This is a genomic window from Caenibius sp. WL (assembly GCF_019803445.1).
GTDB lineage: Bacteria > Pseudomonadota > Alphaproteobacteria > Sphingomonadales > Sphingomonadaceae > Caenibius.
This window is the reverse complement of record NZ_CP081844.1, coordinates 1,851,735-1,873,299: the sequence shown is the minus strand read 5'-3', so window position 1 is coordinate 1,873,299 and position 21,565 is coordinate 1,851,735. Positions and strand designations below refer to the sequence as shown.

At 60.1% G+C, this 21,565-nt stretch carries 41 protein-coding genes, 1 tRNA gene and 1 pseudogene; 12 read left to right on the top strand and 31 right to left on the bottom strand.

All coding sequences use genetic code 11. The annotated features are described in order from the left end of the window. Positions 1-25: 25 nt before the first annotated feature. Positions 26-976: an N-formylglutamate amidohydrolase gene (locus tag K5X80_RS08955; RefSeq protein WP_222557408.1), complete on the bottom strand. Its 951-nt coding sequence runs from the start codon at positions 974-976 to the stop codon at positions 26-28. A gap of 116 nt (positions 977-1,092) precedes the next feature. Here K5X80_RS08955 and K5X80_RS08950 point away from each other — a divergent pair, with 116 nt between their 5' ends. Together K5X80_RS08950 and K5X80_RS08945 are read left to right on the top strand one after the other, a co-directional pair. Next, positions 1,093-1,467, top strand: coding sequence for a response regulator (locus K5X80_RS08950; RefSeq protein ID WP_222557407.1), 375 nt, complete (start codon positions 1,093-1,095; stop codon positions 1,465-1,467). Between the two features lie 117 nt (positions 1,468-1,584). Next, positions 1,585-1,659, top strand: a tRNA-Val gene (locus tag K5X80_RS08945). Positions 1,660-1,700: 41 nt separating this feature from the next. Here K5X80_RS08945 and K5X80_RS08940 read toward each other — a convergent pair. The 30 genes from K5X80_RS08940 to K5X80_RS08795 all read right to left on the bottom strand — a co-directional run bounded on the left by K5X80_RS08940 (position 1,701) and on the right by K5X80_RS08795 (position 16,661). Further along, the gene (locus tag K5X80_RS08940) at positions 1,701-2,828 is read right to left on the bottom strand and encodes a tyrosine-type recombinase/integrase (RefSeq protein WP_222557406.1); all 1,128 of its coding nucleotides are present in this window, start codon (positions 2,826-2,828) and stop codon (positions 1,701-1,703) included. Positions 2,829-2,854: 26 nt separating this feature from the next. Further along, the gene (locus tag K5X80_RS08935) at positions 2,855-3,199 is read right to left on the bottom strand and encodes a hypothetical protein (RefSeq protein WP_222557405.1); all 345 of its coding nucleotides are present in this window, start codon (positions 3,197-3,199) and stop codon (positions 2,855-2,857) included. Continuing rightward, positions 3,189-3,557, bottom strand: a complete 369-nt coding sequence (locus K5X80_RS08930; RefSeq protein WP_222557404.1) for a hypothetical protein — start codon at positions 3,555-3,557, stop codon at positions 3,189-3,191. Before K5X80_RS08930 ends, K5X80_RS08935 begins: the two co-directional genes overlap by 11 nt. Further along, a complete protein-coding gene (locus tag K5X80_RS08925) occupies positions 3,554-4,024 on the bottom strand; it encodes a hypothetical protein (protein ID WP_222557403.1) in 471 nt (156 codons plus the stop codon). The genes K5X80_RS08930 and K5X80_RS08925 overlap by 4 nt, the downstream gene beginning before the upstream one ends. Further along, complete coding sequence (locus K5X80_RS08920; protein WP_222557402.1) at positions 4,021-4,203, bottom strand: hypothetical protein; 183 nt, start codon at positions 4,201-4,203, stop codon at positions 4,021-4,023. Before K5X80_RS08920 ends, K5X80_RS08925 begins: the two co-directional genes overlap by 4 nt. Next, positions 4,196-4,756, bottom strand: coding sequence for a hypothetical protein (locus K5X80_RS08915; protein WP_222557401.1), 561 nt, complete (start codon positions 4,754-4,756; stop codon positions 4,196-4,198). The genes K5X80_RS08920 and K5X80_RS08915 overlap by 8 nt, the downstream gene beginning before the upstream one ends. Next, positions 4,753-6,165 carry a hypothetical protein gene (locus K5X80_RS08910; protein WP_222557400.1) on the bottom strand — a complete coding sequence of 471 codons (1,413 nt, stop codon included), beginning with the start codon at positions 6,163-6,165 and terminating at the stop codon, positions 4,753-4,755. Before K5X80_RS08910 ends, K5X80_RS08915 begins: the two co-directional genes overlap by 4 nt. Then, positions 6,162-6,578, bottom strand: coding sequence for a hypothetical protein (locus tag K5X80_RS08905; RefSeq protein ID WP_222557399.1), 417 nt, complete (start codon positions 6,576-6,578; stop codon positions 6,162-6,164). Before K5X80_RS08905 ends, K5X80_RS08910 begins: the two co-directional genes overlap by 4 nt. Further along, entirely contained in the window at positions 6,571-6,816 is a 246-nt protein-coding gene (locus K5X80_RS08900; RefSeq protein WP_222557398.1) for a hypothetical protein, read from the bottom strand. Before K5X80_RS08900 ends, K5X80_RS08905 begins: the two co-directional genes overlap by 8 nt. Before the next feature lie 120 nt (positions 6,817-6,936). Further along, positions 6,937-7,293, bottom strand: a complete 357-nt coding sequence (locus tag K5X80_RS08895) for a hypothetical protein (protein ID WP_222557397.1) — start codon at positions 7,291-7,293, stop codon at positions 6,937-6,939. A gap of 192 nt (positions 7,294-7,485) precedes the next feature. Then, on the bottom strand, positions 7,486-7,809 hold the full coding sequence (locus K5X80_RS08890; protein ID WP_222557396.1) for a hypothetical protein: 324 nt from the start codon (positions 7,807-7,809) through the stop codon (positions 7,486-7,488). Further along, positions 7,806-8,117: a hypothetical protein gene (locus tag K5X80_RS08885; protein ID WP_222557395.1), complete on the bottom strand. Its 312-nt coding sequence runs from the start codon at positions 8,115-8,117 to the stop codon at positions 7,806-7,808. The genes K5X80_RS08890 and K5X80_RS08885 overlap by 4 nt, the downstream gene beginning before the upstream one ends. Then, entirely contained in the window at positions 8,117-8,494 is a 378-nt protein-coding gene (locus K5X80_RS08880; RefSeq protein WP_222557394.1) for a hypothetical protein, read from the bottom strand. Before K5X80_RS08880 ends, K5X80_RS08885 begins: the two co-directional genes overlap by 1 nt. Then, the gene (locus K5X80_RS08875) at positions 8,487-8,693 is read right to left on the bottom strand and encodes a DUF2188 domain-containing protein (protein ID WP_222557393.1); all 207 of its coding nucleotides are present in this window, start codon (positions 8,691-8,693) and stop codon (positions 8,487-8,489) included. The genes K5X80_RS08880 and K5X80_RS08875 overlap by 8 nt, the downstream gene beginning before the upstream one ends. Positions 8,694-8,696: 3 nt before the next feature. Then, entirely contained in the window at positions 8,697-9,896 is a 1,200-nt protein-coding gene (locus K5X80_RS08870; protein ID WP_222557392.1) for a recombinase RecT, read from the bottom strand. A 23-nt stretch (positions 9,897-9,919) separates the two neighbouring features. Next, positions 9,920-10,786 carry a hypothetical protein gene (locus tag K5X80_RS08865; RefSeq protein WP_222557391.1) on the bottom strand — a complete coding sequence of 289 codons (867 nt, stop codon included), beginning with the start codon at positions 10,784-10,786 and terminating at the stop codon, positions 9,920-9,922. A 10-nt stretch (positions 10,787-10,796) separates the two neighbouring features. Further along, complete coding sequence (locus K5X80_RS08860; protein WP_222557390.1) at positions 10,797-11,102, bottom strand: hypothetical protein; 306 nt, start codon at positions 11,100-11,102, stop codon at positions 10,797-10,799. An 11-nt stretch (positions 11,103-11,113) separates the two neighbouring features. Beyond that, entirely contained in the window at positions 11,114-11,515 is a 402-nt protein-coding gene (locus tag K5X80_RS08855; RefSeq protein WP_222557389.1) for a hypothetical protein, read from the bottom strand. A gap of 82 nt (positions 11,516-11,597) precedes the next feature. Further along, the gene (locus K5X80_RS08850) at positions 11,598-11,792 is read right to left on the bottom strand and encodes a hypothetical protein (protein WP_222557388.1); all 195 of its coding nucleotides are present in this window, start codon (positions 11,790-11,792) and stop codon (positions 11,598-11,600) included. Next, positions 11,792-12,079, bottom strand: a complete 288-nt coding sequence (locus tag K5X80_RS08845) for a hypothetical protein (protein WP_222557387.1) — start codon at positions 12,077-12,079, stop codon at positions 11,792-11,794. Before K5X80_RS08845 ends, K5X80_RS08850 begins: the two co-directional genes overlap by 1 nt. Beyond that, complete coding sequence (locus K5X80_RS08840) at positions 12,076-12,318, bottom strand: hypothetical protein (protein WP_222557386.1); 243 nt, start codon at positions 12,316-12,318, stop codon at positions 12,076-12,078. The genes K5X80_RS08845 and K5X80_RS08840 overlap by 4 nt, the downstream gene beginning before the upstream one ends. After that, on the bottom strand, positions 12,315-12,488 hold the full coding sequence (locus tag K5X80_RS08835) for a hypothetical protein (protein WP_222557385.1): 174 nt from the start codon (positions 12,486-12,488) through the stop codon (positions 12,315-12,317). The genes K5X80_RS08840 and K5X80_RS08835 overlap by 4 nt, the downstream gene beginning before the upstream one ends. Continuing rightward, positions 12,485-12,760 (bottom strand): LexA family protein, encoded by a 276-nt coding sequence (locus K5X80_RS08830; protein WP_222557384.1) that lies wholly within the window; start codon positions 12,758-12,760, stop codon positions 12,485-12,487. Before K5X80_RS08830 ends, K5X80_RS08835 begins: the two co-directional genes overlap by 4 nt. An 11-nt stretch (positions 12,761-12,771) precedes the next feature. Next, on the bottom strand, positions 12,772-13,017 hold the full coding sequence (locus K5X80_RS08825; protein ID WP_222557383.1) for a hypothetical protein: 246 nt from the start codon (positions 13,015-13,017) through the stop codon (positions 12,772-12,774). Between the two features lie 11 nt (positions 13,018-13,028). Then, positions 13,029-13,373 (bottom strand): hypothetical protein, encoded by a 345-nt coding sequence (locus K5X80_RS08820; RefSeq protein ID WP_222557382.1) that lies wholly within the window; start codon positions 13,371-13,373, stop codon positions 13,029-13,031. Between the two features lie 172 nt (positions 13,374-13,545). Then, the gene (locus K5X80_RS08815; RefSeq protein ID WP_222557381.1) at positions 13,546-14,544 is read right to left on the bottom strand and encodes a hypothetical protein; all 999 of its coding nucleotides are present in this window, start codon (positions 14,542-14,544) and stop codon (positions 13,546-13,548) included. Next, positions 14,545-14,931 (bottom strand): hypothetical protein, encoded by a 387-nt coding sequence (locus K5X80_RS08810; RefSeq protein WP_222557380.1) that lies wholly within the window; start codon positions 14,929-14,931, stop codon positions 14,545-14,547. It abuts the gene before it with no gap. 70 nt (positions 14,932-15,001) lie between these two features. Continuing rightward, positions 15,002-15,544, bottom strand: coding sequence for a hypothetical protein (locus K5X80_RS08805; protein ID WP_222557379.1), 543 nt, complete (start codon positions 15,542-15,544; stop codon positions 15,002-15,004). 18 nt (positions 15,545-15,562) lie between these two features. Continuing rightward, positions 15,563-15,859: a hypothetical protein gene (locus K5X80_RS08800; protein ID WP_222557378.1), complete on the bottom strand. Its 297-nt coding sequence runs from the start codon at positions 15,857-15,859 to the stop codon at positions 15,563-15,565. Positions 15,860-15,881: 22 nt separating this feature from the next. Further along, positions 15,882-16,661: a S24 family peptidase gene (locus tag K5X80_RS08795; protein ID WP_222557377.1), complete on the bottom strand. Its 780-nt coding sequence runs from the start codon at positions 16,659-16,661 to the stop codon at positions 15,882-15,884. Between K5X80_RS08795 and K5X80_RS17295 the strand changes: the two genes are divergently transcribed. The 10 genes and pseudogenes from K5X80_RS17295 to K5X80_RS17290 all read left to right on the top strand — a co-directional run. Further along, positions 16,629-16,856, top strand: coding sequence for a carph-isopro domain-containing protein (locus K5X80_RS17295; protein ID WP_502778224.1), 228 nt, complete (start codon positions 16,629-16,631; stop codon positions 16,854-16,856). The genes K5X80_RS08795 and K5X80_RS17295 overlap by 33 nt on opposite strands. A 150-nt stretch (positions 16,857-17,006) precedes the next feature. Further along, positions 17,007-17,480 carry a hypothetical protein gene (locus tag K5X80_RS08790; protein ID WP_222557376.1) on the top strand — a complete coding sequence of 158 codons (474 nt, stop codon included), beginning with the start codon at positions 17,007-17,009 and terminating at the stop codon, positions 17,478-17,480. A 23-nt stretch (positions 17,481-17,503) separates the two neighbouring features. Next, a complete protein-coding gene (locus tag K5X80_RS08785) occupies positions 17,504-17,806 on the top strand; it encodes a hypothetical protein (RefSeq protein WP_222557375.1) in 303 nt (100 codons plus the stop codon). 113 nt (positions 17,807-17,919) lie between these two features. Further along, entirely contained in the window at positions 17,920-18,438 is a 519-nt protein-coding gene (locus K5X80_RS08780; RefSeq protein WP_222557374.1) for a hypothetical protein, read from the top strand. Positions 18,439-18,518: 80 nt separating this feature from the next. After that, positions 18,519-18,836, top strand: coding sequence for a hypothetical protein (locus K5X80_RS08775; protein ID WP_222557373.1), 318 nt, complete (start codon positions 18,519-18,521; stop codon positions 18,834-18,836). A 1-nt stretch (position 18,837) separates the two neighbouring features. Next, positions 18,838-19,440, top strand: a complete 603-nt coding sequence (locus K5X80_RS08770) for a hypothetical protein (protein WP_222557372.1) — start codon at positions 18,838-18,840, stop codon at positions 19,438-19,440. Continuing rightward, positions 19,437-20,141, top strand: a complete 705-nt coding sequence (locus K5X80_RS08765) for a DNA methyltransferase (RefSeq protein ID WP_222557371.1) — start codon at positions 19,437-19,439, stop codon at positions 20,139-20,141. Before K5X80_RS08770 ends, K5X80_RS08765 begins: the two co-directional genes overlap by 4 nt. Next, positions 20,138-20,461 (top strand): hypothetical protein, encoded by a 324-nt coding sequence (locus K5X80_RS08760; protein ID WP_222557370.1) that lies wholly within the window; start codon positions 20,138-20,140, stop codon positions 20,459-20,461. Before K5X80_RS08765 ends, K5X80_RS08760 begins: the two co-directional genes overlap by 4 nt. After that, positions 20,458-20,880 carry a hypothetical protein gene (locus K5X80_RS08755; RefSeq protein WP_222557369.1) on the top strand — a complete coding sequence of 141 codons (423 nt, stop codon included), beginning with the start codon at positions 20,458-20,460 and terminating at the stop codon, positions 20,878-20,880. Before K5X80_RS08760 ends, K5X80_RS08755 begins: the two co-directional genes overlap by 4 nt. Before the next feature lie 83 nt (positions 20,881-20,963). Further along, positions 20,964-21,551, top strand: a pseudogene (locus K5X80_RS17290) (phage replication initiator YdaU family protein); the annotation flags it as partial. Positions 21,552-21,565: the final 14 nt, after the last annotated feature.

The window sequence follows — 21,565 nt, the reverse complement described above, 5'->3', positions numbered from 1 at the left end:
GGGTGTGGAATGCCGGATTTCCGGCCTATTCCGCCGCCAGATCCCAGCGCCGCCCCTGCCCGATCAGAGCCACCTCATCGCTCAGCCGCCGGATCAGGCCAGCGAGAATAGCGCCTGTCGCAGCCACCCCCTCCGTCGGCTCCATGAGTCGGGAATCGAGATAGAGCGAACGGCAGAATTCTATCTGCAATGCGTGAATGCCCTGGCGCGGCGCGGCATGACGGTCGAGCACATAGCCCCCGGCATAAGGGCGGTTGGCGGCAACCGTCAGCCCGGCATCGCGCAGATGTTCCTGCGCGGCGTTGGCCAGCCCGGCATCGCAGCTTGCTCCGAAGCGGTCCCCCAGCACGCAGACCGGCGCGGGCGTTCCTGCCGGGCGCGGGGTCAGCGGCGGCATCGAATGAATGTCGAGCAGCAGCGCCATCCCCCAGCGATCGCGCATCCGGCGCAGAACCGCGCCCAGCGCCTCATGATAGGGGGTGTGTATCCCGTCGAGTCGCGCGGCCAGATCGGCTTCCCCCAGTTGGCCGGTCCACAATTCCCCCACATCCGGCAAGCGGCGTGGCACCAGCCCGAGGCCGTTGCGCGTGCGCCAGCCGGGCGGCGTGCGGCGCGGCGCGGAATCGCGTCCATATCGGATCATGTCGTGATCGACATCGTCGGGCGACCGGTTCAGATCGATCATCGCACGCGGCGCGTGGGCGACCAGCAGCCCCGCCCCGGTTTCCGCCGCCGCATACCGGGCAACCCGATCGATATGGCGATCTTCCAGCCGCACCGCGTTGCGCCGGGGATCGCGCATCATCGCCAGCAAGGAAGAAGGATAGACCTGCCCGGCATGCGGCACGGCGAGCAATATCGGCAGAAGCGAAGGCTCCCGCGCGTCGAGCGAAAAGGCCGCATGGCCATCGCTGCCCGGAATTTTTCCGCCTGTTTCGGGCTGCGAATCGCCCCTCGTCCGCGTCGTGCGCTCCATCGTGCCAAGCTGGCCTTGGAAACGAGCTGTGTCAAAGCAGGGCAGGCCGGAAACGCAGCAAGAATTTGTTTACGATTCGCTCTAGGCCCGGGGCACCAGAAAGAAAGGCCCCGCTCATGATCCGTATTCTCCTCGCCGAAGACGATGACGCGATGCGCAACTATCTGGCCCTTGCGCTCGAAAATTCGGGCTATGAGGTGGACGCCGTGGGTACCGGCCTCGATGCGGTGCCGCTGCTGGAAGACAGCGATTACGATCTGCTGCTCTCCGATATCGTCATGCCCGGCATGGACGGGATCGAGCTGGCCCAGCGCTGCGCCGAAATCTCGCCGCGCACCAACATCATTTTCATCACCGGTTTCGCCGCCGTGGCCATGCGTGGCAGCCGCGAACAGCCGTATAGCAAGATCCTCTCAAAGCCGTTTCACCTGCGCGAACTGGTGCGCGAGATAGAGGCTCTGTTCGACACCCAGATCAGCATCAAAGTCTGATCGCGGGGGGCGTTTTCCGGGGTTTCAAAAATTCACGAAATCCGTCTTGCAAGGCAACGGGCCTGTCGCTACATGGCCCCCAGCCGCCGCCGCAGGGCGCGGCACATCGAATGGTGCGGGCGTATAGCTCAGTGGTAGAGCACTATGTTGACATCGTAGGGGTCGCAAGTTCAATCCTTGCTACGCCCACCATTCGAAAAGCCCGCCTTTCCAAACGGATACGGCAGGTTTTTTCATGCTCGTAGTACGGCAACGTTCGCGTCCTTTTGCGTGAGTTTTGGGTGAATTGCTGGCCCGGCAGCCTTGGTCAGGTCTGCCACCACGTCTTCAATGCCGCTCTTGATCGTGTTCAGGTATGATGGATCGAAGATGGCGTAGCGGCTTGTTGTCTTCTTGAGCGGCCGGTGCCCGAGTGCGATTTCCAACTGGACGAGATCCACGCCGCGGTTTGCCAGGATGGTCGACATGCTGTGGCGAATCAGTTTCGGCCCAAAACCCTCCGGGATGCCAAGTTGGTCCCGCGCACCGTCCCAGGCTGAGCGAATCCCGCCCACACCAATCTGTTCGACGACATCGACCTTTTGCTCAGAGTCGAACTTGGTCCGCTCCTTGCAGACGAACCATTCGTCGGTCGCCTCAAGCCATGACTGTAGCAGGCCAACGACAGGGACAATTGGCCTCACCTTCTTCGTCTGGACGCGGCCAGCGTAGTTCAAAGCAAACAGTCCTGCGTTCTGCATCCATTGCTCACGCTGAGGCGCCACGCTCATATCGAAGATAGCGTCTGGGCGTGCGAGCGTGCAGATGGCCGCAATGACATAGCGACGGAGCGGCAGTAGTCTATCCGCATGGCCAGCATAGTTTCCGGCGCCGCGGATGCTGTAGTCCAGCAACTCTCCAAGACCCGCGACGGACAGGCGGAAGGTCCGTTGAACTGAGACTTGGTCGCGCGACTTATGAGCCAACGGAGGCACATAGCGGGTTCGGCGAGCCTTGTAGGCAAAGTTGAGTGCCGCCTTAAGCTGAATGACGCTTTCTTCCACGGTCGATGCGGCGCGCTGTCGCTTCTTTCCCTCGACCCAATTGCCGTTGGCATCCTTTTTCCGGGCGACAATCGGATCTGCGATGCCCCACTTGCGGAAACGATCCATCATTCGATCGTCCAAATGGTCCGGCAAAAGTGGCTGCGGCATCCTGCCGGCGCCCTGTTCGATCACGCGAAAGCGGTTGAACAATGCCAGGCGGGCCTTGATCGGATCTGCGCTGGGGAGATGTTGGCCGTGCTCGATCCAATAGTCTGCCATGGCATCGGCTACGCCGTAGGTTTCTTGTTCGCTTGGCGTCGCTCGATGGTTAGCCAAGTAGTGCTCATCGAGTTTATCGCAGGCTAGCCGAACATCTGCTGTGCGCGTGCTTCGCCTCTGCTGCCGTCCGGCGGCGGAATCATACCACCAGATGTACCACCGGTCGCTGACGGGCTTCCCATCTGCGCCTCGTACGAGATCGAGCCAGTATGGCCCTCGTTGATAGACACCACCCTTAACTGCTGACACCTTGCTTGCTCCTTTAATGCCTTGGCCTTCGCTTCGGAGAGCTGCTCGATCATTCCGAGCGAGGCCAGCAACGCCAGTTCCTCAGCCGTGAACTTTATTCCACGGCCGTTGCTCAAAGCCCGCGATACCTTTCGATCGAGCCGAACGAGCGATTCGCAGGGGGTGTCATCATTCGTCATGTTGTATCGCCTGGGCAATGTGGGTGTAGGTTTCGGCTGCGATAGCCCTGAGGCTGGCGGCTGTGAGGGCGAGGGATGGGGACGACGCGCCAGATGCTGGCAGCCCGCCTTCACGGCCAATGAATGCCAGTTTAGCGAACCACTCTCGGCCTGACATGGCTTGGCTGATCGTGCAGATTCGATGGCCCTCCGGCACCAACGTCATCGCCGCGTCGAGCGAGGCGGTGTAATTGTTCGGGATGCTGTGACTTGTGGCCTGCGGGTTGATTGCCCTGAATATTTCCAGTTCGAGCGTGAAGCTTGGCCCCTCGGCCCTCTCTACCCGTTCTGCGAGCGCAATGAGGTCTGCTTTGGTCATGTGGAATCCCCCGAATAATCAGGTAGCAGCGCGGGCATTTCCCTAGTCTTGTATGCATGCGCGATGCGCGGCTTAGCTTCTTCGCTGACTGTGCGACCGTTCGGCAGGACGATGTGCGCCATGAATTCGTCGTCAAACTCGCTGATCCCGCTTTCGATGGCTTCCATCTTGGCTTTGATCACCAGCGCCAGCGCCCGCCACCGTTGGCGGCAGGCCTGCTCCCATTCCTTTAGCGCCGCGTCCGCTGTGCGCATGCCTCGGCTATGGTGCGTGAACCGCTTTTCATCGCGCGCTGGCATCGGCAGCACAAACTTGACCTGCCGCTCGTTCATCGCGAACGCGATCACGGCGCGGGTAGCATCCCAGCCCGACATGAAGCCGGATGCGCCATAGCGCTCGATCAGTCGTTCAATTTCGGCCTTGCTGTTGGAGACCGATACGGACGTGTTTTCGGCGTACCTGCTCACGCGTCACCGCCTTTCTGCCGCTCGGCTAGGAGTTTGACGGCTGACCACAGATCATTGACGAGATAGCTCGTGCCCATGTGCAACATCATGGGCTGTCCGGGCAGTTCCATCGTTTGGAATTGACGAACGCGCTCACGCAGATCGGCAACGTTGACGCCCGCGCTCGTGTTCTCAACCATGATCGGCTCCTGTTCCTTTGAGGGCTTGGAGAGCGATCCGCATTGCCTCTATGGCGCGTGGCTTCGTGTCTGCGAGTAAACCGGAATCCCACCAGCCTTCGCCTCCGAAATAATCGCAATGCGCTTTGGCGGCGGCCTCTATCGCGTCGTCGCTCGCCAGCCTCTCGATTTCAGCCTCAAGGCGCTGATTTTCGATGACCAATCCAAAATCGCCGCAATCGTAATACTGGCCCTGCTCGATGCGCTGTGCTGCAAGCTCTGTTTCCATTTCATCGAGCAAACCATCGCGTAGAGCCGCCGCCAAATGGCGATCTCCAACGGTTGGCTGCAATGGCAGCTTCAATGCCGCTATCTCGGCGGTGTGCTTCTCGATCTCGGCTGCTTGGGATTCAAGGCGGTTGTTCATATCGCCATTCTGGGCGGCATGTTCTTCCCAGCCTGCGTTGAAGCCCATGATGAATGAGCGTTCTTCTTCCCGCTGTTCGCCAGGAAGGGATTTCCATGCTTGCAAAGCCTTCTTGGCATACCGCTCGATCAGTTCGTTTGCGCTCATGACGCGCCTCCCGAACGGATGGCGGCGGCAATGTTGGCAAGCACGGCCTTCACGGTCCGCACTTCCTGTGCCGTCATTTCCCCGGCCAATAGCTTGAGTGTCTGACTGTCTAGCAGCGCATCCAGCAGACCCGCGCACCGTTCCCGCTCCACCGCCACGGCATCTGCTGTCGGGTGGGAGAAGCGTTCGAGCATGTCGGCCAACTTCCGGCCTTTTCCGTCGATCAGGGATTTCAGGAACAGCGCACGCTTGCCATACACGGTCAATTCGGCCGGGCGGGCACTTGCGCTGATAGGTTTTCCGGTAAGCATGTCATATAGCCGCTCACTGGAACGAGCCGAGGAAAAGTTCATTCCCTGATCTGGTCCGCCGAGGGCCCGAAACGCCTCCACCAACTCCCGAACCTCATCCGCTGCGGGAGAGGGCGGGGTCCATTCGTTCCAAGCTTTATCGTCGGGATCGTTGGGGCGAGTGAATGCTGCGGGAGCCTCCACCTTCGCCACCGGGATAGGCAGTGCGCTGCCGGTGGGCTTGCTGGCCTGCTTGGCACGAATTTTCTCAATGACCTCCGGTTGGAGGATGCGAGCCAGTTCGGTTTCCGCTGCCTGCTCCATGTCCAGACCGTGCGGATTGCAGAGCGCGGCCAGCGTAACCATGACGCCGCCAACTTCCTGCGATGGTTCGCCTACCGGCCTGCTGAAAACGTAATCGACAAGCGCATGGGCGCGGGCTGCGTCGTACCCACAAGCCTGTAGCAGTTCCAAGGCTTCTTCAACGAACCGGTCAGAACGCTCCAACTTGTCAGCTACGATTTCAGGCGTGAAGCACTGCTCCATCCAGTCGCCAACGCGATGCTGAAACGGCACCTTCGGCGGCATCGCTGCGAGGGCAGCGCGGATTTCACCAATAGTTTGGGCTAGGATTGCGGCCTTTAAGCCATCAGGCGCACTAGATGCTTTCTCAATCCCATCCTTGGCTATGCCATCAAGCCGCTCCACCGCATCTTGCTCCGAATGATAGACAAAGCGACCGCCCATCCGTTTCGCTAAACGATCAGTGGAAGCCCTCACATCGTCCGAGATATGCAGCACAGTCTCAGGCGCGGGAGGGGATTGGGGTGAGGCGTAGAGCGGGGCCTCCTCTGTGATGGGAAAGCCATCATAATGAGTGCGGCGGAATAGCGAGACGAAATCTTGACCTAGATGCGTTTTGTACATCCACGCCACAGGCTCATCACCACCCACAGGGGCAGGCGCTGGGGTGCGGAGAGCGGCAATCTGGCGAACCAAGCCGTTCGTGATCTCGATGCTATTGGAATAAAGACGGTCCAGAACAACAAACCGCTCTGACCAAGATTGCTCGGTGTAACCCGGCCATCGTTCAAGCTCCAGCGCGTTGTTGTCAGTCATTGGAGGGGGGCCTCCCCAGTCTTCGTGAAGGTCCGTACCGTGACCGTTTTCTGCTCTTCGGTGCAGTCGAGAGCGTATGCCTGATCGATCCAGTCTATGGCCTCCGGATCTGCGTGTTTTCCGCCTCCGTACCAATAGGTCCAGCCAACCCATGAACCATCTGGGCACAAGGCCGCCACAGACTTGCTTTCATAGTGTCGCGACCAACCGGCAGGGATGTCCGTCTCCACCTCACCGCAACGGGTTTCGCTCACCGCGTCCCAATGCTCGTCGTTCTCGACAAGGTATTCGTATGCGGCATCAGGATCAGACAGGAGGTCGGCGGGTATTTCACTGCCAAACTTGATAGCCTTCAAAGCGATCAGGTGTTTGACCTGCTGCTCTGCTGTCCAAGACGTTTTATTGTCAGTCATGACCACGGCGGGCCTCCTTTGTGATGAGAATTTCGCGGACGGAGAGGCCGAGGGGCGTTTCGACTGCGTTGCCTCTCCAACAGGGCTCGCAGCAAATGCCTTTGCGATACAAAGACTTCATTGTTCCGCGATGCGCGTGCCAAAGTACCATCTGACCACCGATCGTCTCTGACGCGGACATGACGGCTTCGCGCTGCGCCTCGCTCAGCCCCTCAGCGATCTGCTCAGGCGTCTGCATGGTGAGCCTCCCTGTGCTTCCCGCATCGTGTGCAGGCGAATGAAGGATTCAGGCTTCCAAGAACGAAGAACTTCGACAGCTTCCAATCGTGAAAGCCGAACAGGCAGCGGATCGATCGCATCACACAGCCTCCTTCCCGGAAGGGGCGTCATCTGCTTCGCCTTTCAGGTGGGCGTTGGTGCGGAGGGCTTCGGCAATCTGGCCACAGGCAAACCGTTCCTGAAACGATGACAGCGGCTGCCCAGTCGCATACTCCGGTGAGAGGAAATCCTGCTGCTGTTGCTCGGCAAGCTTCACAGCCAGTTCCGTTGTCTGCTGGATGGCGGCTAGGGCTGCTTGGACCTCCGGAAGTTCATTCCACCAAGTGGTGTCCTCGGGTTCCATGCGGAGTTGGCGACCTACGATCTTCCTCGCCAGCGCCAGTTCTTCGGGGGTCGGGGGGGTGACGGGGCGGTCTGTCATCCGATCAATTCCCATTCAACGATATCGCAGCGGTGGCCCGTGAGCGTCCAGCGGCACGCGCCGCGACCTGTTGCGGGCCAGCCAGCGGGCTCTTTGCGCCTGGTGTCGTAGCCACAGCGCAGCCGGACATGAACGCGGAAGTCTTTGCCTTCAGCGGTGCCGTCAGCTTCTGGCGGGCAATGGCCGGGGTTGGGTTGCCAAGCCATGTCATGAGTCCAGGTCCACCGCTTCGAGACGATCAGCCATCATCATTAGCGAAGCCGCTACAGCCCTCGCAGAGTTGGCATCCATCTGGACAACGAGCCCCCTGCCCTTCCCGGGCCGTGGCTCGTAAACGAGCACGGCGATGCTATGCGGCGCACCCTCACGATCGACCTGCATCGTAAGAAAGCCGGGCGCATCCTCGACTTCAACAGGACCGCGAGGCGTTTCCATCACGATTGGACCAATCCGCCCAAGTTGCGCGCGGGTCTGCTGGTACGTCTTCGTTTTCTCGATCACGATCGTATCGAGCACGGGCTTATCGGTCATGATTGCCCCCTCGCCCCGACCACTTCGGCCGCACGCCGCACGATGTGCTGCACCACGTCTGCCCAAGCCGGATCATCGTCCCGCAGCGGTAAACCCTTCGCCCCGGTCAGCGTCGGCAGCTTGGCGCGCATATCCGCAGCGACCGTTTCGGCTTCATTCCGGCGTAGGACCGAAACGATCCCGCTGCCGTCGCAGTTCAAAGCGCCCACGATGATCTCCGCGGCCAGCTCGTTCGCGGCGTCGGCATAGTGCTCGCCTCCGCACAGAACCTGCTTGCCCGCGAGGGTGTAAAGATCGCCGCCGGGCATCAGAACGGCCTCTTGGCATCTTCGGCATCCAAATATTCACCGCCTTCGACCAGAAAAGTCGGTAATTCTTCGTTCGACGGCAAAACAAAGGGCGGAATCGTCGCTGCAACGGTCGCCGGAAGCTGGTAGGTCGCCTGCGGACGGCGGGAGAATGCTATTTCGGCCGAGCACGGGGTGAATTGGTAGATCGATCCCCCGCCGAGCAGGACCGGCCCCAGCATCACGCTGCCAAACAACGGCTCTACCTGGAGCATTTTGGTGCCAAAGCGTTCGATTTCACAAACGCGGCCGACAAGCGTCCGGTGCCCGAGGGCTTCTACGATGGCATATTCGCCATCGGGCATGGCACCCGCCGCGATGGTTTCTTGTTCAGACATTCGCTGACTCCGCATCTTGAGCGGCATCCGCAGGCACTAGCGCAGACTTTCCCTTGCGCTGCATGATGAAGAACTCGGTGCCCGGGTTGGCCTTGGCCATCTCCCAAGCCGCGTGACACGCCGCCTTGTGGCTGGTGTGCTGCTTCGACGGGTTGCTCTGGCCATCGGGCGACCAGACGATGAACGGACCGACCGACATCGCTCAGCCCTCCCCGTTTCCGGCAGCAAGGGCCCGGCGTGCTTCGCGAAGCTCGCCTTCGATCTGATCGGCAACATCATCCGGCAGGCCAACACTGATCTTCACGAATTCGCTGTCGGCCGCGTTCAGGGCCTTCCTGTCCTGCGCGTCGGCGATCAGATTGCGGATTCGGTCGACATGCGGTTGCCATGCCGGGGCATCCTCGGCGGGTTTATCGTCCAGCGGCCCGTCGATGTCCTTCGCGGTCTGCTCGGCGATCTCCGCTTCGCTGGGCTGCTGCGGCTTGAGATACCACTTGATGCCGTGCGCCGTCTGATGGGCGTAGCGCAAGTTGCCATCGTCCGGGTTGAACCACGTCTCGCCAGCCTCGGCGTTCGCAGGCTTCGCACCGGTGTATGTGGCGTCGGGGTGATAGGTTTGCTGTTCGCCTGCATCCAGAGCGCGTGCAGTTTCCTCATCGACCTGCGACATGCCGCGCTCGTCAGTTTCGAACACCTCGCCGGTCGTTTCATCGACGCGTGCAGCCTGATCCCCCTGCTCTGCTGCCAATTGCGCCTGAGTCGGCAGCGATTTCGGTTGTTGCGGCGTAATATCGATTACCTGGCCCAACTCTTCCTCATCGCCTTCTGCAGCGATGCCAGAGAAGCCGAACGCAATTCGCGCGCCCTGCATCAGTGCACGATGGCGCAGCATTCGGCGTGGAGACTTCTTCCACGGATCAGTGTTGCGCTCACATTCGTCCATGTATTCGATCGTCTTGATCGGATGGGCGCGATCCTTGCGATAGATGATGGATTCGATCGCCTCGGTATTGCCGTCTTCGTCGTTCGTGTATTCGAACTCGATCCCGTCGAAGGCAGGATGCTCATTCATAATGCGAATCCAGCCATCGACCGAAACCATAGGGACGATGCCGCTTCCCTTCGCTGGGAAGGCATAGATTTCCTTCAGCATCGGATTCAGGCCGTACTCGTTCGCCACGACGATCAGCGCCATGAACTCTTCTTCCGAGCGGCAAGCACTGAACACAGTCGAACTCAGCGTGTTCTTCAATCCGGCAGCAGAGATGTTGAGGCGCTGGGCCATCGCTTCAAGCGCATTGCGCGGCCTGCGGTTCTCTTCGCGCGCGGCGATGGCGCGTGACTGGCTGGCTTCGATCTGCGCGCTCTCGTTGGCGATGGCGCGGCTGCGAGCGGTATTCATCAATGTGTATCCTTCTGCGAAATTCAGCGAAAATTGGCTTTGGCGACAGGCCAGATGCGGCAACCGGCAATCTCGCGGGTGCCGGCGCGGACGCGGCGTGCGATGGCTTTGTCTATGGCGTCGCGGACGTTCTCATCGTTCGCCAGATCGGCGGCGATGAACGCGGTTTCGTAATCCGTGACTTCGGATTTCCATTCCTTCTTGCCCGACACGACAGCACCAGCATCGGAACGCACCGGCTCGGGCGTGGTCGCGGCAGCCGGAGCAAGAGCAGCAGCCGACATCGCCTCTTCGGCAGCAATAGCTGCTGCATCGGCAGCTTCTTCCGCAGCCCTGCGCTCTTCATCGTTGGCGGCATTGCGCTGAGCCTCGATCCGCGCCTGTTCGGCCCGTTCGGCTTCTCGCTCGGCAGCCGCTGCCGCCTCGGCCGCCTTGCGCTGTTCGGCGGCGATACGCTCTTGCTCGGCCCGGCGCTCCGCGTCTCGCTTCGCAACGAAAGCGTTGCCGACGCCTTCCACCGTGCGTTTCGCGGCTTCGACATCAACGATCAGCGCATTCTTTTCGGCATCGGCCGCACGGCCGCCATCGAGATACGGCTGTTTCACAAGCTTATGCGTGTCATTGATGTGCGTGATCAGCGCGCGACACCGCCGGACCAGGTCGCCACATTTGCCGAGCGTTTCGTCATCGGTCGCGGTGGCTCGCTCAGCGGCTGCGATCAGCGCCGAATACGTATCCATGAACTGCGGGTGATCGCGCAGCAATTCCTCGCGAAACTCTGCCTTCACCTGCTCATCCAGGGGAGGCCTGTTGTGGCCCATGCTGGCAGGCGCTTCGCCTGGCAGACGAGCGGTTTCCGCCTCGGGCTTCGATTTGGTCGTGATGGGCATGACGATCCTTTCAGAGAGTGGACATCGCGTGAGCAGCGATCAGGCGCTCTTCAAGGACGAGATCACGGATCGCCTTCGCAGCATCACCGATCGCCCTGCGCTGGATTTCAGGCTCGGGAATCTTGGACCGCAGATCGAGCAGCTTGGACGCTTCGTCGGATTTGCCCGGCGCTTGCGCCGCTATAGATTCGATGAGATCAAGCATTTGGGATGCCACACCGATCCTCATCACCATTTCGTCCAATTGCTGCGCTGCAAATGAGAGCGCGTCGATCTTGCTAAGAAGAATGGGCGGGTTGGCCGTGTTGGTTTGCATTGTGTCGGCTCCTAAAAAGGCAGGGGTTCGTCAGGGGAAAGAAGGTCGATCCGCTTGGCGCGGTTCGCGTAGGCGCTGCCGGGCGCGTGCTTCTCGGCCCAGCGCTTGCGCGAGATGTATTGATCGTATTCGGCGGGCGTGATCGGATCGCCAGCGCAGGCGGGCCAGACTCGGTCGAAGTCGACGTATTCGCCCTCAAACTGAGCCTGCCACCGCCACGAACGGTCCAGTTCCTCGCCGGTGACGGGATCGAGCGGCGGGCCGTACCAAAGCTTGACGCCGCCCTTAACCGCGCCTGCGCGCAGCCGGTAGCGGTAGTATCCGGCCACCGGCGTCGTGACATCGACGGCACCGGGAACATGGACTGGCCGAACTTCGGTTTCGCCGTAGATGATGGACTTGCGGCCAGTCACAGGACGAGCCTCAACATGGCCGGGATGGCACAGATTGCGGATGTGACGGCCATGATGGCACCAACGATCGAGGCGAACAGCATCACGCTACATCACCGGCTTGGCGGTGGGCGAGCCCCAGCGTTGGCTGGCAAATGTAGGTGCTGGCTTCCTTTGAAAGACCCGACAGGCGCTCAAGGAAATCCCGCTCAGATGCGGACACTTCCAAGTCGATGACGGTCCTGTCATCGCAACCTTCGATTGCTATGCGAACGGCGAATTTTAGTTCTTCGGTCATCACCGTGTCTCCCACCCGAGCGGCGCGCGCTCGCAGTTGGCGTAGAGGTCGCGCACCAGATCGGGATTGGCCGCCGCATGCCTCCGCACTCTTTCCGCAATGACCTGCGGCACCAGCGCCGCCTGATTGTCGATCGCCGGGGATGTCCGGCCACCGCCCATGCGCGAGCGGTGGCCGGGTGCAGCCGGAGGGATGGCTGCACTGCGGGGAGACGGTGAACCGATGAAACGGCGATGACCGAACATGGTTTCGGGCGCGCCATGATGATGGATGAGAAGTGCCGTCATTCTGGCACCTGCGGAGTCTGATAGCTGATCGAGCCGACATCGCGGGCGGCCATGCTTTCGATCAGGATGTCTCCGGCGAAAACATCATACCAAGCCAAACCATGGTCGCCGTAGTTTTCCACGCGGTACTCGATATTGGTGACCACGTGGCCACCGGACTTCATCCCGACGATATGCATGATTGGATATTCGCCTTCGCGCATAGGTTCAGGGGCGGTGATCGATTGGATAATGTTCATGCGGCTTCGCTCCGGGAAAAGACGACAAAGCGCCGGTGAATCTGATCGAATGTGAGCGGAACGCCGCAGACGCGCTTGATCGCGATGATCGTCGCCTTGATGCCCAGACCGTTGCACCAACAGGTATAGACATGGTCCTCGACGACAGATTGGAGGTCATTGTCGTTCACCAGCGCGCCTCCGGCATAGGCACGGCAAAGAGAGGCGCACCGTCTGGCGCGCACGGCACGGCAACTGGCGTCAATATCTGGATGGCGCGCGCCCGGCCCGTCAGTCGGTGAACGTGGCCACGTTCCTGCAGGCCGTTTATCAGGCGAATGACATTCTGCCTGCTGGCAAGACCCAACGCGCCGCACATTTCAGCATAGCTGGGAGAAATCCCGTCATACGCACGCTGGTAGCCAGCGATGAAGCGCAGCAAGTCCTGCTGACGGCGGGTCAAGGAAACCGGGCTCACCACGGGAGCACCCCCTGCCGGGCGAGCCCGAGAATGGCGTGGACGCCGAGGTACGCCGTGACGGCAACCGCCAGCACGATCGAGCCCCAGAATGCCACGCGATCGAGGATGCGGGCGAGCGCCGCCGCCTTGTCGTAGGCGGACAGAATCCGCAGATCGGCTTCGAACTGTGCCTGAGAGACCGTGTCGGCTACCGCGTGCTTGATCGGCTCGCCGCGCGTCTCGATGACGATGTAGGCCAAGGGCGCGCGCCTCATGCTGCCGCCCTCGACGCTTCAATCTCAGCGTCGATGATCAGTGCGTCGATGGTGACGTTGTTCCACGGGCACTGTGCGCCCGTGACCGGGCTTAACCGGGGAGCCGGAAACCCGCTGCGAACGAGCCAATCGAACCGTTCCTGCGTCGGATCGAATTCGAACCGGTCAACGGCAAGCAGCTCGTCCCGCTCCGCCGAGCGCGCGAAATACCGCTTCGTCCAAAAGCCATCGCTGTCCTGGTCGTCGAACGACCACAGCGACCAGCCTTTGCAAGGCGCCAGACTGCGAACGACGCTGCCGTCGAAGCGCTGGTGAGATTGTGATTGTGAGGAATCGGGCACGCCGCTCTCCATCGGTTGATGGAGAAGCTATGTGCGATTATCGGAAGTCTGACAACTTAAAAATGCGATTATCGGAATTTTATGTTGCGATCATGGACCGTCAGCATGCAAGAAGCAGTTCATGCCCCTGCTCTCTATCCTTCTCTCGCTCGCGATGGCTGCGCTTGGTCATTCAACCGATCCGATCGTGGGCCAACATGTCGATTACAAGTTCCTCCCGTTGGCAAGTGAACTCCCCTACCGGAAAGGAGGACAGAATATTGCCCTCATCCGCTCGTCCCTTCATGCGAACACGCCTTTGAAGAATGGCAGCGCGAGCGGCCTCGCTTCTGCCTTCAATCCCTTCTCCGACCGGGCCATATTCAACCGAAGCAAGGGCCGCCAAGAACACGCCGCTCATTTGAGCATCCCGGAAGTAAGAGACATTTTCAACCTTCTCCATAAAGCTGATGCGTCGCTCGACCGTTTCGTTGGGAAGAATTGCGCTTTCCGAACTGTAGTCAACCTTCCGGTTGCTGTTGAACCACGCTTCGATCTCATCACGATAAGAGCCGGTCGTGTGCAAAAGATCAGCAGCGAAAAACGTGGCGATGGCGGGACTCATCCCCGCGTTGTGAAATTTTACAGCAACTTCGACGGAAAAAATGCCATCCCGGCAACCCGCGAAGATCGGTTCGAAACTGATCGCGATCCATGGGCGCTGCGACTGAACTGTAATGCGATTGGCATCACTCGCCTCATCGGCAGCCCTTCTCGCTTCCTCAGCAGCAATTTCGGTATGACTGGCGGCCACCTTGGCCCAATGAGCGGCACGCCAAGCAGCAGCGAGTGTGAGGCCGCCAACAACAAGACCGCTGAGGCTGATGCAGTTCATCCAGAAAGCATAATCAGCGGCATCACGGGCGGCTTTAGCGGATACCCACGCTGGATCGGTATCGCGTTCGGATTGTTCCTGAATGCTGTCGCCTTTGCGATCTTCGCCCGCTGGTTCGACTGGACGCTGGGGGACGTTGGCGATCCCGAACCTCGCTACGGGAGGTTTCTCTTTCTCACCGGTGGAGTCTTTGCGCTCTCCATGCTCGGCGGCGCGTTCATCTTGCCGTGGTGACACTGGCGCCGCACCAATTGAGACGATCCCGGCGAGCGCGATCACCAGCAGCCCGAGCCGCATTCAGTAATGTTCCGGATGGCGGAACGCGTCGATTACGCGACCAGCGAGCCACATCAGAAAGCCGCCGGCAATCGCCTTGTTCGCAAGCCAGTTCGCCAGCGCGCTTATGCGGGCGTAATTCTGCGCGGTTTGCAATTGTGCGCGGTAAGCATCGAGATCGATCGACTCTCCGTAACTGCTACGCGGCGCTTCGGGGATGGTATCAGGGATGAAGAAGGCCAACGCGAACACGGCGACGCCTATCCAGAAGAGCCAGACGCCAATCCGCCGAAGGACGTGCCATGCGGCCCCCTCATTTTTCCGCGCCAGATTATCAATTGATAGCGCCACGCCTGCCCCAACGAATACCAGCGCAAAAAGCGCTGCCGCACTCCATTCGATTGCCATTTACCCTCCGCTGGTTCAGCCCAAACTGCCTAGGACCGTGACAGGATCGACGCTCGCGGCCACAGTGTCCTCAAAGCCCAATGTCCCGCGACGCTTCGTAAGTGATGAACCACCGATCATTGCCGCCAGCATCCCAACGCTCAAACGTGATCAGCACACCATTGCTCACCCAGGTCTGCTTTGTGTCCCGCTGGATGCGGCGAGTGTCCAGCCCCCTGAATAGCCCGGACGACACGACGCCGCCGGTCGGACGCCCGGCCTCATCGTCTCCGTGAGGCGAGCCATATTTTCCGAGCAAAGCCTTGTAGGCTTCGCCCCCGCACGTTTCTTTTGGGAAGCCTCGATAGCGGCTGTAAATGATAACCTTGTCTACAACCCCATTCGGATGATCAACATGCACATCAGGATGGCAGCGGCCGACTTCTTGCACACCCTCAATGAGGGTCAACTTGGGCTTGTGATGAACCGCACCTTTTTGTTCAGGATATAATTCCCACACCTTTGCTGCAGACATCCCAACCTGGATGTCACGCCACAGTGTTACTGGTTCCTGCCCATGAGCCGCTACCCCATAAGCAGCTACAACGAATGCAACATGTGTGCGCCAACGCATGTTCCGTGTCTCCTGATACTACGCGGTCATTGAATTAATATGATCGGTGGCGTCATCCAATGCCCAGGCGATTTCCTGCATCTTGCTCACTATCTCAGCGTGCGCTTGCGATATATTTCGCAACGCATCGCAGGCAGCTTTGTGCGCAGAGGCTGCAACTATATAATCAACATCCCGGATCTTATCTAAATCGAGATTTTCGCAGTTATCTACGCAATCCTCAATTCGATCTTCCAGATTCTCGAAGCGATCTATTTCTTGATAGATTTTAGTGTGAAGTGAATCGATTTTTCGAAGTGCACGTTTCAAACTCATATGCCCCCCAACTGCAAATGACCTACAGCCTCCGGCCAAACCACACCGGCCGCCCGATGATGCGCGTCTGCTCACTCTCCACAATCACTTCGCGATATTTGGAATTACTTGAGAAAATGCGGACATGTCCGTCCTGTGCACGTTCAACATTCTTGACGACATATTCGCCCCACTCGCCATCCCAAAGGGCGAAAGGACCTGGCTGCGCGGGGCTTCTGTCTCGCTGGTCCACCAATATCTGATCGCCGTGATGGAAATCGGGCTCCATGCTGTCTCCGCGCACATTGATAAGCAGGAAATCCGCTGGCTTTCCGCGCAGGACATCCACAATCAGCGCGCGTGGAACCAAAGCTGTTTCGCGGTCCCCGTCGCCAGTTCCGCCACCGCCAGCGCCACCGTAAGTTGGTAGCACTTCGACGGGCACATAAGCTTGCTCGGGTGGGGCAACGGGCAGATCGGCGACCGGACGATGCCGCCGGGCCTCCATGTCGCTGAGCCAAGAAATTGCCGCAAGCAGTTCGGGCGCCTTGAGCTGGCGCTCTCCGCTCCGCGCCTTGGATACCTTGTTTTCCTCAATACCAATCGCCTCTGCAAGCGATCTCTGTTTGAGATTCAAAGCATCCAAACGCCGGAACACATCTGCCACCTCAGGCTGCAATTTCGATCCTTGAACCATACGCCTATTGAAGAGCCATTTCCGATTTTCGCAATCGCGATTATCGGAAGTTTCGACTTGCGATAAACTTCCGATTATCGCATATCCATTTCCATGGATAGAATTGCGAACGCCGTTATCGATCATCTTGGTGGCACCACTGCCACTGCCAATATGATTGAGGCCCCCACATCAACCGTCCATAGCTGGCGGTCGATTGGTATTCCCGCATCTCGGATGGCGCACATCCGGTTGGCAGCCAGAGCTTCTGGAAACGAACTTCCCGAGCGGCTTGAGGAATTGCTGGAATCCCCCCCCACCCCCTCGTCGGAGGCGGCGTGACACAAGACGGCATCCGCCCCCTGCCGGCCGGCCGCCCCCGCAGCGCCGTTCTGCGCACGGCGGCGCTGACCCACTGGCGGCACCACCACGCCCGGGCGCCGAAGCCCCACACCGTTTCCAATTCCACGTTCCATGCCAACGGAGATACCGATGTCGGTCAATAATGGGTTGAGGGATATTCCCTCGCTCAATCAAACCTCTGTGCAGGTTGCTGTCGCCGCATCCGTCGCCGCGCTGCGCAACGGTTGGTCGGATCAGGACATGGCCGACGAATGGGGCGTCTCCGCCGGGACGGTCAACAACGCCCAGAACAAGCGTCACGACCTATCGCTGATGAACTGGCTCAAGCTGGGCAAACGGTTCGGGCCCGATGGCCTGAATACCGTGCTCGCGCTGCTCGGCATGCGTGCGGTGCAGGACACGGCGATGATGCTCGATGTGGCGCGGGTGCCCTCCGAACTGGCCGCCACCCTGCCCCAGCTTATCGACCTGTTGTGCGATGGCGATTGCCGCGACCGCGACGTGCGCGCCCTCGAAGCGAATGGCTCGATCGATACCATTCTCAAGGTCGCCGACTTTCTCCGCCAGCGCCGCGACGAAGTGCGGCTGCGGGCCATCCCCTGAAACCACAGAATAAGGACGGGACAATGGATATTCTTATCATCGCGATCATCGTCATTTCCTGGGCCGTCACGGCCTGGGCACTGGTGGCCCGGCGTGAAGCGGCCACAGCCCAGACGGCGGCCTCGATGCGGGCGCAAAGCGTCGAAGCAGCGAACTTCAGCCTAATGCGGCAAATCCAATCGCTTCGGCCCCAAATCGACGAACTGGCAGCGATCAAGGCGCAGCGTGCCTCCGCGCTGAGCAAGGCCAATGCGGCCCGGCAAGCCCGTGCGGGCAGCCGAAAATCCAATCCGGCGCAGGCCAAGGCGGCTGCGAAAAAGGGATGATGGGGCTGGCTGACGCCTCCGCACGCTGATCCGGATGCGGGGGCAACTCTCCCCATTCAACCGCACGCAGCGAAATCATCCCCCGCCTCACCACCACAGAAAAGGAGGGCAACATGGCCCGAGCGAATAAAGAAGAGTTCGAAGACAGCGGCGATATCAGCGGCGAGTACAAGCGTCCTGACGCCGCCGGCGCGCTCAAGATCTACAAGAACGAGATCGCGCCGAAAAAGACGCACATGGCGACAATCAAAGGCGATCTGTCGGACCCATACAAACGCATCAAAGACGATTGCAACGTGCTTCGAAAGGACCTGGAATTCGTAATTGGATTACTCGACGAAGAAGACGCAAAACGCGATCATCGGCTTTTGACCCTCAACATGCTGTTTGAGGTGTCTGGTGTCGAACTTCCAACTGATCTGGTCACGAAAGCACAGGGCCAGGACGGCGGCAGCGTCATTCCCATCGGATCGCGTTCGCGCAGCCAGTTGGCGACACTCAACACCCCAGACGATGACGATTTCGACGATGACGACGCCGATCCCGAAGATTTCAGTGACACCGCCGACCTGATCCCGGATGGCCCGGGCGACGGGCTCGGCGCTGTGGGAAGCGAGGCGTCAACCCACTGACGTTCCAGTTTCTCCCGGAGGGCGGCGGCCCATGCCCCGTAGCCGCCGCCCCGAGGATAGACACTGGATCTGGAGGATACATGAGCTTCCTTGGAAAACTCGTCGCCGCAGCCGCAGCCTCGGTCGGCATGGGCATTCGCACCCCGCATCATATGGGCCGCACTCGCTATGCCCCCGGCTGGAAACATGTCGGCGATGGCCGGTATATGCCGCATCAGGGCAAGCGCGAGATCGCGCGTCGATTGCGCCAGGCCGAAGCGATCGAACGCAAGCGCGCCGAACGCATCGAAGCGGTTCGCCATATCTATGGCGGTCTTGGGCCAACGATCCTCTACGTCGCAACCGGGATCACGCGGCGCGGACGCTTTGTGATCTCCGGCTTTCACTCGGAAGCCTGATATGCGGCTTCTGTCACTCGACCTCAGCAAGGCATCGACGGGCTGGTGTTATTGGGATGGCGAGACCGATCGTCCCCGGTACGGCCACTGGCGGCTGGGCAGCGAATACACCACGGATGGCGGCGTATTCGCGAAGCTGCACCAGTGCTTGTCCGAACTGCGCATGATGGCCCGGTTCGACTGGATCTACTTCGAAGAGCCGATCCATCCCGCCAATCTCAGCGGCGCGACCAATATCCACGCGATCCGCCTGGCTACCGGCCTATCATCCCATGCCGAAAGCTTCGGCCATGCCATGGGTTGCCGCACCAAGGCGATCAATGTCGGCCTATGGCGAAAAGCGTTCATTGGTGAGGACATCGCGCGGCAAACCTCTGCCGATGCCCGGAAGCGCGCCAAGGCTCTGGGCAAGAAGGTCTCGGCTAGAGACCAACTCAAGGCGCTGACGATGGAGCGGTGCCGCCAGCTCGGCATGGCGCCCCGCAAGGACGACGAAGGCGATGCCATCGGCATCCTGACTTACGCGCTGCAACTCAACCACATAATGCCGCCGTGGCTCGCCAATGAGACGCTTCGGCCGATGTTCGGCAGTGCCACAGCATGATCGAAGCGATGTCACACATCGGCCCGGCGACGCTCTACTTGGGCGACGCCTACGTCATCCGTCCTGCTCTCGGCCGCTTCGATGCGGATGTGATGGACCCGCCATACGAATTCCGAGCGGAAGGTGGCGGAATGTATCGCGCGGCCCGAAAGGGCATGGACCAGATCATAGACGAAGGTCTCCACCATGGTTTCGAGCACGCGATTATCAATCCGCTGCTCTGCGGTTCCGTGGTGGTGTTCTGCCACAACGACCAATTGCCAAAGCTGCTACCCTATATCGACGGTAACTTTGAGCGGTTTGCTCTCTGCTCATGGCGCAAGACCAACCCGCAGCCGGTCGCGAACAAGCACTATCGCCCAGTCAACGAATTCTACATCCATGCATGGAGCAAGGGGTTCCATCCTGCCGGAAGCTTGGCCGACCTCGATCGCCAGATTGAAGCTTTCTCTCCACGCGGCGAACTGAAATTCGGCCACCCCACGGTCAAGCCCGACGCGGTGATGGACAAGATCGTCCGCAACGTGAACGGCGAGAGCATCATCGATCCGTTCATGGGCACCGGTTCCACCGGCGTTGCCGCGATCAAGGCGGGCAAGCGCTTCGTCGGGATAGAGCGGCAGAAGCACCACTATCTGACCGCTGTGGAGCGCATCTCGAAGGCTTGGGACGAGGTTCAGGCTGGGAGTGTCGCCGCATGACCGCCCCACAATCTGCCAATCCGCAACAGCAGCCTGCGCCAGCACTCAGCGAGGCCGAGGAATGGCAGCGCGCCTACGAAGATGCGCTGCGATCGCTCCGCGCCATCCCCGATCCGGTCATGTTCGCCCGGTTTCTGGACGGTCGCCACCTGATCGCGCTGTGCGATGCCATCGACATGCGCGGCGTGTTCGCCGTTACCGACCGTGCGCTCATCCGCGACCTGCAATTGCTCGGCCTTGTCGAAGCTGGTCCTGCTGGTCGCTTTCTCACCACGTTCGGTATGCGTGTGCGCCGCGCTGCGAAGGAGTGCGCGCTGTGACCAGGAAGCCGCTCAGCGCCACGGAGACGGCAATCTTCGAGATACTCGTCGAGGCAGCCAACGTTGGCGCGAAATGCCCATCGAACACCAGGATTGCCGACCGGTTGGGCCACAGCGCGACCAATATCAGCAATGTGATGGGGACCATCGCTCGCAAGGGATGGATCGACATTGACACCCGGACAAACGGCCGGATCGTAACCATCCTAAGCACAGGTAAAGTGACCGCCCCGCTGCCCACACCGCGCAAGCGGATCGTCAATCCGGTGCGTACCGTTCCGCGCGTTCAGGCGAAGCGTGATGCGGACATCGCGGCAAGTGCAATCAGGATCGAGAAACGCGATCCCTGCTTCAACTGTGGCGTGCCGTATGACCGCCACACTGCCTCAACCTGCAAACGCTGGCGGGGTGCAATGTGAGCGGCTTCGTTCGCCTCGATCGTGATGCGTTCGATCACCATATCATTGGTGGCGATCCTGCACGCTTTTACGCGTGGTTCTGGATGATTGCCAAGGCGTGCTGGAAGCCCACCCGGTTCAACGTTCATGGCAAGACCGTCACTCTCAATCGCGGCCAATTTTGCTGTTCTATCCGTGAGTTGGCGGATGCTTGGGGGTGGAAAAAGTCCGCGACCGAGCGATTCATCACCCGTTTAAAAACCGAGACAATGATCGAGACAGACAGCGGGACAGGCCGCCTCATCATAACCATATGTAATTATGAGAAATACCAATCTTCGGGTGACGAAAGCGGGACAGGTAGCGAGACACCTATCGGGACAGCAGCGGGACAGCAGCGGGACATAAAAGAACAAGGGAACAAGGGAACAATAGATATAGTAGATTCCCCCCTACCCCCCGCAGACGATGACGAGCCTGCTGATCCAGCCCCCTCGCACACCCGAGATGACGGCTGGCCGGAGATCCCCGACTGGGTGCCCGTTGAGCCGTGGAACGCCTTCCTCGCGATGAGGAACGAGAAGGGCGCATGGCCCACGGCTCACGCTGTCGAGCTGCTGATCAAGAAACTCAACAAGCTTCGACGCTCCGGCTGCGATCCGGGCGCGGTGCTCAACGAATCCACGATGAACAACTGGACTGGAAT

Excerpts from the sequence above, each read along its gene's own strand:
- K5X80_RS08955 (WP_222557408.1), bottom strand. The coding sequence starts at position 976 with ATGGAGCGCACGACGCGGACGAGGGGCGATTCGCAGCCCGAAACAGGC.
- K5X80_RS08950 (WP_222557407.1), top strand. The coding sequence starts at position 1,093 with ATGATCCGTATTCTCCTCGCCGAAGACGATGACGCGATGCGCAACTAT.
- K5X80_RS08935 (WP_222557405.1), bottom strand. The coding sequence starts at position 3,199 with ATGACGAATGATGACACCCCCTGCGAATCGCTCGTTCGGCTCGATCGA.
- K5X80_RS08930 (WP_222557404.1), bottom strand. The coding sequence starts at position 3,557 with ATGACCAAAGCAGACCTCATTGCGCTCGCAGAACGGGTAGAGAGGGCC.
- K5X80_RS08920 (WP_222557402.1), bottom strand. The coding sequence starts at position 4,203 with ATGGTTGAGAACACGAGCGCGGGCGTCAACGTTGCCGATCTGCGTGAG.
- K5X80_RS08915 (WP_222557401.1), bottom strand. The coding sequence starts at position 4,756 with ATGAGCGCAAACGAACTGATCGAGCGGTATGCCAAGAAGGCTTTGCAA.
- K5X80_RS08910 (WP_222557400.1), bottom strand. The coding sequence starts at position 6,165 with ATGACTGACAACAACGCGCTGGAGCTTGAACGATGGCCGGGTTACACC.
- K5X80_RS08905 (WP_222557399.1), bottom strand. The coding sequence starts at position 6,578 with ATGACTGACAATAAAACGTCTTGGACAGCAGAGCAGCAGGTCAAACAC.
- K5X80_RS08900 (WP_222557398.1), bottom strand. The coding sequence starts at position 6,816 with ATGCAGACGCCTGAGCAGATCGCTGAGGGGCTGAGCGAGGCGCAGCGC.
- K5X80_RS08895 (WP_222557397.1), bottom strand. The coding sequence starts at position 7,293 with ATGGGAATTGATCGGATGACAGACCGCCCCGTCACCCCCCCGACCCCC.
- K5X80_RS08890 (WP_222557396.1), bottom strand. The coding sequence starts at position 7,809 with ATGACCGATAAGCCCGTGCTCGATACGATCGTGATCGAGAAAACGAAG.
- K5X80_RS08885 (WP_222557395.1), bottom strand. The coding sequence starts at position 8,117 with ATGCCCGGCGGCGATCTTTACACCCTCGCGGGCAAGCAGGTTCTGTGC.
- K5X80_RS08880 (WP_222557394.1), bottom strand. The coding sequence starts at position 8,494 with ATGTCTGAACAAGAAACCATCGCGGCGGGTGCCATGCCCGATGGCGAA.
- K5X80_RS08875 (WP_222557393.1), bottom strand. The coding sequence starts at position 8,693 with ATGTCGGTCGGTCCGTTCATCGTCTGGTCGCCCGATGGCCAGAGCAAC.
- K5X80_RS08870 (WP_222557392.1), bottom strand. The coding sequence starts at position 9,896 with ATGAATACCGCTCGCAGCCGCGCCATCGCCAACGAGAGCGCGCAGATC.
- K5X80_RS08865 (WP_222557391.1), bottom strand. The coding sequence starts at position 10,786 with ATGCCCATCACGACCAAATCGAAGCCCGAGGCGGAAACCGCTCGTCTG.
- K5X80_RS08860 (WP_222557390.1), bottom strand. The coding sequence starts at position 11,102 with ATGCAAACCAACACGGCCAACCCGCCCATTCTTCTTAGCAAGATCGAC.
- K5X80_RS08850 (WP_222557388.1), bottom strand. The coding sequence starts at position 11,792 with ATGACCGAAGAACTAAAATTCGCCGTTCGCATAGCAATCGAAGGTTGC.
- K5X80_RS08845 (WP_222557387.1), bottom strand. The coding sequence starts at position 12,079 with ATGACGGCACTTCTCATCCATCATCATGGCGCGCCCGAAACCATGTTC.
- K5X80_RS08840 (WP_222557386.1), bottom strand. The coding sequence starts at position 12,318 with ATGAACATTATCCAATCGATCACCGCCCCTGAACCTATGCGCGAAGGC.
- K5X80_RS08815 (WP_222557381.1), bottom strand. The coding sequence starts at position 14,544 with ATGCGGCTCGGGCTGCTGGTGATCGCGCTCGCCGGGATCGTCTCAATT.
- K5X80_RS08810 (WP_222557380.1), bottom strand. The coding sequence starts at position 14,931 with ATGGCAATCGAATGGAGTGCGGCAGCGCTTTTTGCGCTGGTATTCGTT.
- K5X80_RS08805 (WP_222557379.1), bottom strand. The coding sequence starts at position 15,544 with ATGCGTTGGCGCACACATGTTGCATTCGTTGTAGCTGCTTATGGGGTA.
- K5X80_RS08800 (WP_222557378.1), bottom strand. The coding sequence starts at position 15,859 with ATGAGTTTGAAACGTGCACTTCGAAAAATCGATTCACTTCACACTAAA.
- K5X80_RS17295 (WP_502778224.1), top strand. The coding sequence starts at position 16,629 with ATGGATAGAATTGCGAACGCCGTTATCGATCATCTTGGTGGCACCACT.
- K5X80_RS08795 (WP_222557377.1), bottom strand. The coding sequence starts at position 16,661 with ATGATCGATAACGGCGTTCGCAATTCTATCCATGGAAATGGATATGCG.
- K5X80_RS08790 (WP_222557376.1), top strand. The coding sequence starts at position 17,007 with ATGTCGGTCAATAATGGGTTGAGGGATATTCCCTCGCTCAATCAAACC.
- K5X80_RS08785 (WP_222557375.1), top strand. The coding sequence starts at position 17,504 with ATGGATATTCTTATCATCGCGATCATCGTCATTTCCTGGGCCGTCACG.
- K5X80_RS08780 (WP_222557374.1), top strand. The coding sequence starts at position 17,920 with ATGGCCCGAGCGAATAAAGAAGAGTTCGAAGACAGCGGCGATATCAGC.
- K5X80_RS08775 (WP_222557373.1), top strand. The coding sequence starts at position 18,519 with ATGAGCTTCCTTGGAAAACTCGTCGCCGCAGCCGCAGCCTCGGTCGGC.
- K5X80_RS08770 (WP_222557372.1), top strand. The coding sequence starts at position 18,838 with ATGCGGCTTCTGTCACTCGACCTCAGCAAGGCATCGACGGGCTGGTGT.
- K5X80_RS08765 (WP_222557371.1), top strand. The coding sequence starts at position 19,437 with ATGATCGAAGCGATGTCACACATCGGCCCGGCGACGCTCTACTTGGGC.
- K5X80_RS08760 (WP_222557370.1), top strand. The coding sequence starts at position 20,138 with ATGACCGCCCCACAATCTGCCAATCCGCAACAGCAGCCTGCGCCAGCA.